This is a genomic window from Marinospirillum sp., assembly GCF_014859565.1.
Genome location: NZ_JACUUA010000094.1, coordinates 1 through 12,831, shown reverse-complemented (window position 1 = coordinate 12,831; position 12,831 = coordinate 1). Strand labels below are relative to the sequence as shown.

The 12,831-nt window shown below is 52.5% G+C and carries 9 protein-coding genes and 1 other RNA gene; 4 read left to right on the top strand and 6 right to left on the bottom strand.

Annotation, left to right across the window (positions count from 1 at the left end; all coding sequences use genetic code 11):
* Positions 1-14: 14 nt before the first annotated feature.
* An RNA gene (gene ffs, locus IBX50_RS11975) (signal recognition particle sRNA small type) lies at positions 15-111 on the bottom strand.
* Positions 112-285: 174 nt separating this feature from the next.
* Here ffs and IBX50_RS11970 point away from each other — a divergent pair.
* Positions 286-1,050, top strand: a complete 765-nt coding sequence (locus IBX50_RS11970; RefSeq protein ID WP_292256147.1) for a TlyA family RNA methyltransferase — start codon at positions 286-288, stop codon at positions 1,048-1,050.
* Positions 1,051-1,173: 123 nt separating this feature from the next.
* Here IBX50_RS11970 and IBX50_RS11965 read toward each other — a convergent pair whose 3' ends face one another.
* The 5 genes from IBX50_RS11965 to IBX50_RS11945 all read right to left on the bottom strand — a co-directional run bounded on the left by IBX50_RS11965 (position 1,174) and on the right by IBX50_RS11945 (position 9,091).
* A complete protein-coding gene (locus tag IBX50_RS11965) occupies positions 1,174-5,082 on the bottom strand; it encodes a YhdP family protein (protein ID WP_292256146.1) in 3,909 nt (1,302 codons plus the stop codon).
* Between the two features lie 3 nt (positions 5,083-5,085).
* Entirely contained in the window at positions 5,086-6,552 is a 1,467-nt protein-coding gene (gene rng, locus IBX50_RS11960) for a ribonuclease G (RefSeq protein ID WP_292256144.1), read from the bottom strand.
* Positions 6,553-6,596: 44 nt separating this feature from the next.
* Positions 6,597-7,085: a rod shape-determining protein MreD gene (gene mreD, locus IBX50_RS11955; RefSeq protein ID WP_292256142.1), complete on the bottom strand. Its 489-nt coding sequence runs from the start codon at positions 7,083-7,085 to the stop codon at positions 6,597-6,599.
* Positions 7,078-7,980, bottom strand: a complete 903-nt coding sequence (gene mreC, locus IBX50_RS11950; RefSeq protein WP_292256141.1) for a rod shape-determining protein MreC — start codon at positions 7,978-7,980, stop codon at positions 7,078-7,080. Before mreC ends, mreD begins: the two co-directional genes overlap by 8 nt.
* 73 nt (positions 7,981-8,053) lie before the next feature.
* On the bottom strand, positions 8,054-9,091 hold the full coding sequence (locus IBX50_RS11945; protein WP_292256139.1) for a rod shape-determining protein: 1,038 nt from the start codon (positions 9,089-9,091) through the stop codon (positions 8,054-8,056).
* Positions 9,092-9,288: 197 nt separating this feature from the next.
* On the opposite strand from IBX50_RS11945, the gene gatC reads away from it, so the two are divergent.
* The 3 genes from gatC to gatB all read left to right on the top strand — a co-directional run bounded on the left by gatC (position 9,289) and on the right by gatB (position 12,783).
* Positions 9,289-9,576, top strand: coding sequence for an Asp-tRNA(Asn)/Glu-tRNA(Gln) amidotransferase subunit GatC (gatC, locus tag IBX50_RS11940; protein ID WP_292256137.1), 288 nt, complete (start codon positions 9,289-9,291; stop codon positions 9,574-9,576).
* A gap of 36 nt (positions 9,577-9,612) precedes the next feature.
* Positions 9,613-11,064: an Asp-tRNA(Asn)/Glu-tRNA(Gln) amidotransferase subunit GatA gene (gene gatA, locus IBX50_RS11935; protein WP_292256135.1), complete on the top strand. Its 1,452-nt coding sequence runs from the start codon at positions 9,613-9,615 to the stop codon at positions 11,062-11,064.
* A gap of 270 nt (positions 11,065-11,334) precedes the next feature.
* The gene (gene gatB / locus IBX50_RS11930) at positions 11,335-12,783 is read left to right on the top strand and encodes an Asp-tRNA(Asn)/Glu-tRNA(Gln) amidotransferase subunit GatB (RefSeq protein ID WP_292256133.1); all 1,449 of its coding nucleotides are present in this window, start codon (positions 11,335-11,337) and stop codon (positions 12,781-12,783) included.
* Positions 12,784-12,831 lie beyond the last annotated feature (48 nt).

The following is a 12,831-nucleotide window of genomic DNA, read 5'->3' as shown; positions in this document are numbered from 1 at the left end:
GAAATGGAGATGACCCCTGTCAGCCACATCCCGGCACACACATCCATCACTACCGTTGCTCCCTTCCGGGCCTGGCGGGGTTCATGATTTCGTGTTGCGGGAGGACCAGCAGGGGTCACCACAAATACAGTCCGTTTACTGCTTCGACTGCGGCAGGAATACTAACAGCCCAGCCTTGTTCAGGCAAGCACTGCTGCAAAAAAACTGCGCCAAAAAGAATGTCAATACAAGGACTTGTTGCTGCCGCTGGGGTAAACTGCATTTTTATTTTCAGGGTTCACTACTATGCATAGACTGGATCTGCTGCTGGTTGAGCAGGGGTTGGCAGAAACACGCACTCAGGCTCAGAAAATGCTGGATGGAGGCCGTGTTCAGCTGTTCAAGGCGGGTGAATGGCAGGTGGTGAACAAGCCAGGCTTAAAGCTGCCTGCAGACAGCCAGTTGCAGGTGGAGTCAGCGGAAGAAGACCGTTATGTCTCTCGTGGCGCGTTTAAACTGCTGGCCGCGTTGCAGGCTGCACAGCTGGATGTTTCCGGCTTAACGGCTCTGGATATCGGCCAGTCCACCGGCGGTTTTACTGATGTGCTGTTGCAGGCCGGTGCAGAGCGGGTGGTAGGTCTGGATGTGGGTCAGAATCAGTTACATCCGCGTCTGCAGGATGATCCGCGAGTGGTGGCGCTGGAGAAGATCAATGCCCGTAACCTGCTGCCGGGTCTGTTCACTGAGCAGGATTTACCGCTGGTGTATGACCTGATTGTGATGGATGTGTCTTTTATATCTCAGACGCTGATCCTGCCGCAATTACCAGTGCTGCTGGCACCGTCTGGCTGGTTGATGACTCTGGTCAAACCTCAGTTTGAGGTGGGCAAGGAGAAGATCGGTAAAGGCGGCATTGTGCGCGACCCGGCATTGTATGCCGAGGTGGAACAACGCATCCGTGAGCAGGTGACAACACTGGGGCTGCATGTCAGCCACTGGTTAGCCAGCCCGATTACCGGCGGTGATGGCAATCGGGAGTTTTTGATGGTGGCTCGCAATGCGATGAACTGATTAGCGTTATGAGCGCAGGCCAGGTAATTACAGCTTCTTCATCCATCAGCGTAACCAGTGCGGCGGATTGTTCGGGTTGGTTCAGGTCAACCACATGAATATCAAGCATGAGAGTCTCAGCACTTAAAAGACCCGTTGTAATTCAATCTCAGGATCACTCAGTGGCCCGGTAATTTTGTAACGAGCCTCGGTGAAGGTGTCAAACAGGTTACCAAAAACCTTCTGTATCACCCAGATGCCTGCACCCACCTGCGGCGCACCGACCAGCACTGCCGCCAGCGGCAGGGTTTGTGCCACAGGCAACACCACCACCAGCTGCTGATCCAGAGTCTCTTCCAGCAGATCCACCTCACCTTTAATGGTAATGCGTGTGGCAGAGGTGGTCACTTCGGTTGGTTTGATGGTTCGCAAATAACCATCCTGCAGCTGGTAATTACCCTGAATCCGTTCATAACTGACCCCCCGTGCGGTCAGGTCAGAAAAATCCAACCGCAAGCGGCGCAGCAGGGTATCCAGATTCATCAAGCCAAAAAAGCGGGTGGCACCGCGCAGCCGGTCATCACTTTTCGGGAAGTGCCCTTCGGATAAATCCAGTTTAAAACCACCCGTCAATGCCGGCAGGCTGATGGCTGCGGGTGATCCCTGCCAGCTGAGATCATAATCCAGCTGATGACGACGACTGACCAGTGGTGAGTTATCCGTGGTAAGGGCCTTTAACGCCGGTGCGATATTACGTCCACGCAAATTGCCAACCAGTCGGCTGTGCGTTGTTTCACTGGAATGAAACCATTCCATCATGGCTGATATCTGAGTTTGTCCTATTTCTCCATAGATGGAGTTGATTCTGACGGCATCCGGTTGTTTGCGCAGCTCAGCCGTCCAGCGACCCAGCTGACGCTCACCTAGTTGCAATGCATCAATCTGCACAAAGGCTTCCGGTAAACGGCGCGGATCAAAATCAGCCAGCAAATCAGGCTTGGTCGGTACAGGACGTTTTGTCAGCGCTGGTCCAGCTGATGTTTTGGTGGTGGAAGGCTCTTTAGCTGCAGAAGGTAGATGTAAACGACCCAGTATCAGCTCCAGCTGCTGGTTATTGTCTTTTGGCCACCACAGCTGTCCATCGACTACATCAGTGGCAAACAGCGCACTCAGACCCAGCGGCAGGTTTTCCAGGCTCAGGGTGACATCACCGTAATCCCGCCCTTGCCAGAGGGTTTGTCGACTATGAAACTCCAGCAGTCGCAATGGCTCCAGCTCATTAAGCTTTTGTGTCAGTTCACCATCCACAATGGGTTTTGGTGACGGTGTTGCTGTTGATTTCGGTTGTAGTCCAGCTAAAAATGTCTGTATCACATCCAGGTTAATTGACCTTAAATCTACCCCCACACTCAATCCCTTTTGTTCCGGCAGAGTCGCCTGCTCCACCTGCTGATCTGCCAGCAATAACTGCATACCACGCTCAGGTTCATTCAGGTGACTGATAAAGTTCGCCAGATCACCCGCCTGCAGTGTTAACGGCAGGGAGGTTTGTTGCATATCCAGCTGCAGATGAGTTTCCAGTGATTGTTCAGCCACTTTTGGCCAGGGAAATGGCTGTTGTAATAACAAGCCTTGCAGGTTGGTGTGAACATTCAGTTCACGAAAGGGGTTCATCTGCATAGCACCGTAAACATCAAATTCACCGCTGATCCAATCAGCTGCCGGCAACTCAAAAGCTTCAGCCAGCATCGGGTAAGACAGGCGAGTCGAGAACTCCAGCCGTGAGTCCGGCTCAGTAAGAAGCTTCACTTGTGCTTTTTGCCCATACAACAGTCCCACCAGCCCCTGAGACTCCAGCCCTTTATCAAAAGTGAAGTTCAGCGACCCGTTGATATCGGTGACTTCTACACCCAGCTGGTTGATGGTTAACTGCCCGTTGCTGACCTGGGTTTGTAGATCCACCAGTAGGTTTTCCGGGTTTTCAACCAGCGGAATATCCAGTGTGATTTGTCCCACTGCACGACCGGAATAATTCCAGTCGTGTAACAGTTCAGGTACAGAATCCAGCAGCGGGCTGTTTTGCACCAGTTTTGGGAAAAATTCCAACCCGGCATCCAGCTGGGTATTTACAGCAATGTGGGAGGTGCCTTCTTTTGAATGGGTGGCAAAGGTGGCATTTTTTAAGTTGGCCTCATACAACGAGCCTTCACTCACCTGCCCTTTCACCCAACCATCAAACATCAACACCCAACCGGCGGCCTTTTGAATCGGTGGCCAGCGAGGATCATAAAGAAAATCAGTGCTGTTAAAATTGCCTAGAAACTGAAAGGTGGCAGAATTGCCACGAGCTACCGAGCCAGCATACAAAAATCCAGCCTGTTCAACCTGCCCCTGTTGCAGTGCCTTGCGTAACCAGTCATGCAGTTGATCATCCAGTACTTTTTCTGGCACCAGCTGGTGATGAGCGGATAAATCAGCAGGCAACAACCCCAGATTCAGATAAAAACGCTGGTCATCCGGGCTTAATTGAAAGGAAAAATCACCTGCTACCCGAATATCCTGATGTGTGGCTGCATTGGCCAGCGGCAGGGTCACTGCCAGCTGCTCACCAATGACCCAGATATCATCATTTTCCAGCAGCCAGCTAACCTGCCCTTGTGCATCACTGAAATCCCAGTTTTGTTCATAAAGCTTCGGGAAACCCAGCAGCAGCGGATGACCACCAAAAATTACCTTGCCACCCTTGGCATCTGCCTGCAGCCAGCCATGTAATCCGCCACCAAGCGGCGCACCCGCCCAGTCATCCACACCCACATCCACCAGCTGGGCACGAAAATCCGCTGAGCCACTATCCGGCACATCCAACTGCAAATTCTGCAGATGGCCAACCGGTTGCAGGTCTCTCAGCAACTCTTGCAAAAAGACTGGCAGCCGTAAATCTTTCTGCATCACCTGCGCCAGCGGCTGTAGTTTCAGTTCTTGCAGCTGCAGGCGGTAACGATCCGCTTGTCGCTGAATACGTCCGGCCAGCTGATCAAACTGGTAGTCATCAGCTTTTAATTGATTGATTTGCCAATCGGCTGTCCAGTTATCCAGCTGACCATTGAGGGTAATGGCCGCCTGCGACAGACTGGCTTGGTTTTTGGCATCCAGCTGTAATGACAGATCATTGACCTGCAGATCAAGATTGGCAACTCCTTTATTCATGGTTAGCCAGGCTTCCAGAGAGACCTGCCCTTCCATGGTTTCGAAACCAGCCTGCCAACTCTGCGGCCAAAGCGCCCGAAAATCCTGCAGGCTAAGCAGTGGCAAGTTAACCCAGGCTTCAAGGCTGGATTTCTGCGGATCAAACTGTTCACCTTCCAGGGTGATTACCAGTTGTGCAGTCTGTGTCACTTCAGCACCAATACCCAGATCAAAAGCCAGCTGACGACCACCCGACCAGCGCCGGTAGTTAAGCGCCTCTGCCGTAAACACCAATTGTTCACCGTCCAACGGGGTGAAATGCAGTTGCAAGTCATTAAAATCCAGCTCACCCTGAACCAACAGTTGTTCTACACCGGCCAGAATCTGACGCAGGTTCATTGGCGGTTTTGAGTCATCAGTCTGTACCGGGGGGGTGTCCGGTGTCTCCCAGCCTGCCAGTACCCAGCCATTAGTGGTTTCCTGCATCCAGATATCCAGTCCACTCAGCTGGGCATCTTTCATGCGAGGTGATAAGGCGGTCAGGCTGGCCAGGGTATCCAACTCCAGCCGTACATCACGCAGGCGCATAAAAGTTGTATTGTTGCGGGTCAGCTCCAGATCCCTGACTCGCAGGGCAGGATCAATACGAAACAGACTGCCATCGAGGCGCGAGCTTTGTACTTCAAACGGTAATTGCTGGCCCAGCCAGTATTCAATATCTGGTCGCATCCCGTTTAGGTGGGGCACAAAAAAACGTATGGCAAGCACCAGCAAGGCTGTCAGCACCAGCAGCACCAGTGCCGACCAGAAAGGAAGCTGCAGCAGGTAAAACCGCAGCGAAGAAGAGGAAGTTGAGCGGGTTGTCATGACCTACTGCAGAACAATATCGAATTGCTCCTGGGAATAGAGCGTTTCAACCTGAAAACGTATGGTTTTGCCAATAAATAACTCAAGATCAGCCACAGCAGCGGACTCCTCATCCAGAAAACGATCAACCACGGCTTGTCCCGCCATCACCAGATAGGCTTCTCCGCCATACGCACGATCCATTCGTAACAGGTCACGCAGGATTTCATAACAGACGGATTCTGGAGTTTTTAAGGTGCCGCGTCCCTGACACAAGTGACAAGGCTCACAGACAATTTGTTCCAGACTTTCTCGTGTGCGCTTGCGGGTCATTTGTACCAGACCCAGTTCGGTGACACCAGACAGTTTGGTTTTGGCATGATCCCGCTCCAGGTTGCGTTCCAGCAGGCGCAACACCTGACGCTGGTGCTCAGCATCATCCATATCAATAAAGTCGATAATAATGATGCCACCCAGATTGCGTAATCGCAGCTGTCGCACGATGGCGGCAGCCGACTCCAGGTTGGTTTTGAAAATGGTTTCTTCCAGGTTACGGTGCCCGACAAAACCACCGGTGTTCACATCAATGGTGGTCATGGCTTCAGTCTGGTCAATCACCAGATAACCGCCGCTTTTCAGCTGCACCTTGCGACCCAGTGCTTTCTGGATTTCATCTTCAACACTGTAAAGATCAAAAATTGGGCGTTCACCGGGGTAGTATTCCAGCTTGTTGTCCAGCAGAGGTACAAACTCCTGCACAAACTCCTGTAACCTGTGGAAATTTTCCCGAGAATCGATGCGAATTTTTTCCAGCTCGGGGCGGACAAAATCCCGCATGGAACGCATGAACAATGGCAGGTCTTCATATACACAACAGATTCCGGTTTCACGCTTGATACGCCGTTCCACGGCTTGCCAGACCCGATGTAAAAAGTGAATATCAGCCAGGATTTCTTCACTACCCACCCCTTCTGCTGCAGTGCGCAGAATAAAACCACCCTGCTCATCTGCGGCAATTTCTGACATACCCTGTCCAACCAGGTTTTTCAGACGCTCACGTTCGGCTTCCTGTTCAATTCTCTGAGAAACACCCACATGAGGTGTTTTTGGCATGTACACCAGATAACGGGAAGGGATGGAAAGATGAGTGGTGAGTCTTGCACCCTTGGTGCCAATGGGATCCTTGGTGACCTGCACCACCAGACTCTGACCTTCGTGCAGCAGACTGGCAATCAGGGGTTCACCCTGCTGATCGTTGTTACCAGGACGAGCCACTTCAGCCACATGGATAAAAGCTGCACGATCCAGCCCAATATCCACAAAGGCGGCCTGCATCCCCGGCAATACGCGTACTACCTTGCCCTTGTAGATATTGCCAACGATGCCCCGACGACGGGTACGCTCGATATAGACTTCCTGTAATACACCATTTTCGACCAGGGCAACCCGGGTTTCCATGGGGGTAATGTTGATCAGGATTTCTTCACTCATTGCGCCACCTGTTCACTGCCGTGTTGGTTGTTGTGCTTTTCTGATCAGATCAGGGCAAAACGCCGTTTCAAACCATTCAGAAGGATGTACAGCCAGCTCCACAACACACCCGAAATCAAGGCGGGCAGCAACAGGAAACCTATACCTGACATGGCACCAAAGATCCCTTGCAGCCACTGGAACACCAATTGGCTGATACCGATCAGCAAAAACACCAAGGCAGATTGTTTTAACATCGAATACATACGAATACGCTGGTAAAACCGGTTGGAGAGGAAACCCAGCAAGGCCAGTGCAATGGCGTTATGCCCCATTAATGTACCTTCCACCAGATCCAGCAGCAGGCCCCAGCCAAAACCATGCATGATACCAACACGCTGCGGCAGGTTAAGTGACCAGAAGATCAATACCAAACTTAACCATTCCGGCCGTACATAAAGCAGGGAGGGTGGCATTGGCAGTGCCTGCAGGTACAGCGCCAGCAGGAAAGTCAGTTGAATCAACCAGAAGCCCTGAAGTTTTCTATCAGCCATCCGTTGATCTCCTTGGTTGTGCTTTTTCCAGCAGCTCCGGGTCTGAACCACTCAGCTGGTGGAACAACAATAACACGTAACGACTGCGATCCAGCTGGGCAAGGGGTTTTGCAACCACATCCATAAAGGGTTCACCGCGCTGATGGGAAATTTCTTCAATGACCGCAACCGGATAACCAAAAGGAAAACGCCCACCCAGCCCGGAGGTAATCAGCAGATCCCCTTCTCGCAGATCAGCTGTTTCCGGAACATGGCTCAGTCGCAGCTCGTCCGCTCGTCCGGTACCCTGGGCAATAAATCGCAGGCCATTACGGTTAACCTGGACTGGAATGGCGTGATTAATGTCAGAAATCAATAACAAGCGACTGGTATAAGGCGTGACGGATACCAGCTGCCCCATGATACCTGCGGCATCCACCACCGGCTGACCAATATAGGCATCATCCTGTCGACCCCGGTTGATGATGACCTGCTGGGAGAAAGGATCATAATTCACCCCGATCAACTCACCAGTGATAAAGCGAATTTCAGAGCGGTGGGAAGCATTGAGTAGTTCTCGAAGTCGTACGTTCTCTGCCGCCACTGCCGCCATGATCTGACTGCGTTCAGCAAGGATCAACGCCTGAGATTTCAGCTCGCGGTTTTCTTCCAGTAACAGGTTGCGATTGGCAAGACTATCCGATGACCAGCCCCAGACGCGTCCAGGTGCATCTGCCGCCCACTGCAGAGGAGTAACAATCAGGGTGATCCAGGAGCGCGCCGTTGCTACTTCTGAGAAGCGGTGTTCCGCTACCATCAGACAAGCTCCAAGCACCACTGCAAACATCAGGCGATAACCGAGAAAAGGACCCTTGGCAAATAACTGCTTAATAACTCTATCCTCGCAACTGGTCAACAACCGGCATTAAACGCAAAGAAACGCCTCGCTCTTGGCAGAGGGGCGTTTCAAAGCGAACTGTACTGTGATTTTACTCGATAGCCAGCAGGTCAAAAGTTTGTTGATCAATCATTTCCAGGGCCTTGCCGCCGCCTAGCGCTACACAAGTGAGCGGGTCTTCCGCAATAATTACCGGCAGACCTGTTTCTTCCGCAATCAGCTTGTCGATGTCACGCAGTAGCGCACCACCACCGGTTAATACCAGGCCGCGCTCGGCAATATCCGAAGCCAGTTCAGGTGGCGACTGCTCCAGCGCACTCTTCACCGCCTGCACTATCGCTGCAAGCGGCTCCTGCAAGGCTTCCAATACTTCATTGGAATTAAGCGTGAAACTGCGCGGAATACCCTCTGCCAGGTTACGACCACGCACATCAATCTCTTTTGTTTCACTACCAGGATAAGCACAAGCAATTTCCTGTTTGATGCGCTCTGCCGTGGCATCACCGATCAAACTGCCGTAGTGACGACGTACATAAGCAACGATGGCTTCATCAAAGCGGTCGCCAGCAATACGCACGGACTCAGAATACACCACACCATTCAAGGAGATAATGGCAATTTCAGTGGTGCCGCCACCGATATCCACCACCATGGAACCCTGAGCTTCATCAACTGGCAAGCCAGCACCAATCGCCGCGGCCATGGGTTCCTCAATCAGGAACACATCACGAGCACCGGCACCAATTGCGGACTCCTTGATGGCGCGACGCTCCACCTGGGTGGACATGCAGGGTACACACACCAGCACACGGGGACTGGGGGTAAAAAAGTTATTGTCATGCACCTTGGAAATAAAATGCTGCAGCATTTTTTCGGTGACATGGAAATCGGCAATCACGCCATCTTTCATCGGGCGGATCGCCGTGATGTTACCCGGCGTTCTACCCAGCATGCGCTTAGCATCAAAACCCACTGCCGCCACACTGCGCTGGTTACCATGATGACGAACAGCAACCACTGAAGGCTCATTCAAAACAATGCCCTTACCGCGCACATAAATTAGTGTGTTTGCTGTTCCAAGGTCGATCGACAGATCGCTGGAGAACATACCTCTAAGACGTTTAATCATGCTTTTGGTGACCTATCCTGTTAAATCCCGGCGCTGGGCGGAAACTCTAGCAACCTGAAGGGTTCAGAGCAAGCTAGTTTACCTTAACTCACAGCAAATAAAGACAGGTTTTACAGAAAACTGCCATAAACAGATCAGCGACCTTGTGTTATTCTTTGCATCTCAGCAGCGACTCAACCTGCATTTAAGGTATATCCATGACGCTCAAAGCAGAAGACCTTCACAAGGCTGCCCATCTGGCACGCCTTAACATAGAACCGGAAGCAACCACCCCTTACCTTCAGGCACTGAGCAGCATTCTTGCTCTGGTGGACGAAATGCAAGGCATAAACACTGATGGTGTCTTACCCATGGCTCATCCCATGGATGCCACCCAGCGCCTGCGTATTGATGAAGTGACCGAAACCAACCAGCGCGACACTCTGCAAAAAATTGCACCCGCCACGGAAAACGGTCTTTATCTGGTGCCACGGGTGATCGAATAAGCCCCCACGCCTTATGACAGGAATTCAGGACATCTCATGCTAGACCTCAGCCTTACCCAGATGGCCCAGGGCCTTTCTGAACGCAAATTTTCCAGCGTTGAACTGACACAGGCCTTTCTGCAGCGCATTGAATCACTTAATCCCAGGCTTAACGCACTGATTACAGTGACAGAAAAAGAAGCTCTGGATGCCGCCCGTACCGCTGATCGCCAGCTGGCGGAAGAAACACACACACCACTGACCGGCATACCCATTGCTCACAAGGATCTGTTCTGTACCGAAGGGGTAAAAACCGCCTGCGGCTCACGCATCCTTGACCATTTTATTGCGCCTTATAACGCCACTGTAGTCGAAAAACTGGCACAGGCCGGTACAGTGTCACTGGGCAAAACCAATATGGATGAGTTCGCCATGGGCTCCTCCAACGAAAGCTCCTTTTATGGTGCCGTAAAAAACCCCTGGAACCTGAATGCCGTGCCCGGCGGTTCTTCCGGTGGTTCTGCTGCTGCTGTGGCCGCTCGCTTAGTGCCTGCTGCTACCGGCACCGATACCGGCGGCTCCATCCGTCAGCCGGCTGCTTTTTGTGGTATCACCGGCATCAAACCCACCTACGGTCGCGTGTCCCGCTGGGGTATGGTCGCTTATGCCTCCAGTCTGGATCAGGCTGGCCCAATGGCACGATCAGCACAGGACTGCGCCCTGCTGCTGCAACACATGGCCGGTTTTGATCAACGGGATTCCACCAGCATCCAGCGTACCGTACCGGATTACCAGAACCTGCTGGATGAACCCCTGCAAGGCCTGACCATCGGCCTGCCAAAAGAATACTTTGGTGCTGACTTAAATCCACAGATGGCGGAGCGCCTGCAAGCGGCCATCAGTGAACTGGAAAAACTTGGTGTCAGTGTCAAGGAAGTCAGCCTGCCACTGACTCGTCTGGCAATTCCTGCGTATTACGTGATTGCACCAGCTGAAGCCAGCTCCAACCTGTCGCGTTTTGATGGTGTACGTTTTGGTCATCGTTGTGCAGATCCAAAAGATCTGGAAGACCTCTACAAGCGTTCACGCAGTGAAGGTTTTGGTGATGAAGTTAAACGCCGTATCCTGATTGGCACCTATGCCCTGTCGGAAGGCTTTTATGATGCTTATTACCGCAAAGCACAACAGTTAAGGCGCCTGATTACTCAGGATTTCCAGAAAGCCTTCAACGAAGTGGATCTGCTGCTGGCTCCAACCACTCCAACTCCGGCCTGGGATCTGGGCAGCAAAACCAGCGATCCGGTACAGATGTACCTTGAAGATATTTACACCCTCGGTGTGAACCTGGCCGGACTACCTGCCATGTCCGTTCCTGCTGGTTTTGTTGAGGGGCGTCCAGTGGGGATGCAGCTGATTGGCAACCATTTTGATGAAGGGCGACTGCTGAACGTGGCACACCAGTTCCAGCAGGTCACGGATTTCCACCTTAAGGCTCCGGAACTCAAGTAATGCATGACAGGATGATGTCACTACTGCAAGCGGTGCTACTGCCCGGCGTGTTCGGCTATCCATGCCTCGAACGCCGCGCTGCGCACTCCTGTGCCGCACATGGATGTGCCAATGCCACGAGAGCAGGATGCGTTAGTGGCCTTCGCTTTTCGCAGCAACCCCTTGCCGTGACATCAGCGCAGCGTCCACAAATGCAGACATACCGGCCAAAGTGAAGTCTGGCACCTTACCAGAACTCGTTATTGATCATTTTCAGAAAAGGTTTGCACTATGCAATGGGAAGCGGTTATTGGGCTGGAAGTACACGTACAGCTCGCCACTCAGTCAAAGATTTTCTCCGGTGCCAGCACTGCTTTTGGTGCTGAGCCCAACACCCAGGCCTGTGTGATCGATCTGGGTATGCCCGGTGTATTACCGGTGCTGAACGAAAAAGCCGTGGAAATGGCCATCAAGTTCGGCCTGTCGGTTCATGCCGAGATTCCTCAGCGCTCCAGTTTTGAACGTAAAAATTACTTTTATCCCGATCTGCCAAAAGGTTATCAGACCAGCCAGATGGCTGAGCCAATTGTCGGTCTGGGTTATCTGGATATCCCGCTGGAAGATGGCGGCATCAAACGGGTACGCATTCACCATGCCCACCTGGAAGAAGATGCCGGTAAAAGCCTGCACGAAGACTTCCACGGTATGACCGGTGTGGATCTGAACCGCGCAGGTACACCGCTGCTGGAGATTGTTTCCGAGCCGGACATGAACTCTGCCAAAGAGGCTGTCGCTTACCTTAAGTCCATTCACTCAATTGTCACCTACCTTGGTATCTCCGATGGCAACATGGCGGAAGGCTCCTTGCGTTGTGATGCCAACGTTTCTGTGCGTCCCAAGGGTCAGGAAAAGCTCGGTACTCGTTGTGAGATCAAAAACGTCAACTCCTTCCGTTTTGTGGAAAAAGCCATCAATCACGAAATCCAGCGCCAGATCGAACTGATCGAAGATGGTGGCCGTGTGATTCAGCAGACCCGTCTGTATGATCCGGATCTGGATGAAACTCGCGCCATGCGTTCCAAGGAAGAAGCCAACGATTACCGTTATTTCCCCTGCCCAGATCTGCTGCCAATAGAGCTGGATGATGCCTATATCCAGCACCTGAAAGAAACCCTGCCGGAACTGCCCGAGCAGAAACGCTTACGCTTCACCGAACAAATGGGATTATCCGAATACGACGCGGGCGTGCTGTCCAGCAGCCGTGCACTGGCCGAGTATTTTGACCGGGTGGTGGAGCTGAGTGGTGATGCCAAACTGGCCGCCAACTGGATCAGTGGTGAACTCTCTGCCCAGCTGAACCGTGATGGCATCGAGATTGAACAGGCGCCGGTAGCACCGGAACAACTGGCCGGACTGCTGAAACGCCTGCAGGATGACACAATCAACGGTAAAGCAGCCAAACAAGTCTTTGCTGCCCTCTGGGCTGGTGAAGGTCTGACTGCTGATGAAATCATTGAGGCCAGAGGCTTAAAACAAGTCACCGATACCGGTGCCATTGAAGCAGTGATTGATGAAGTGCTGGCCGCCAACCCAACTCAAGTGGAGCAGTACCGTGCCGCCGAACCGGAAAAACGCGGCAAGATGGTCGGATTTTTTGTCGGCCAAGTCATGAAAGCCTCCAAAGGCACCGCCAATCCTCAGGCTGTTAACCAACTGCTGGCGAAAAAGCTCGACGGGTGACTGCTCCCCGCCCTAAGCGCTAAAGCGCCATGGGCGAGGCTTCCAACT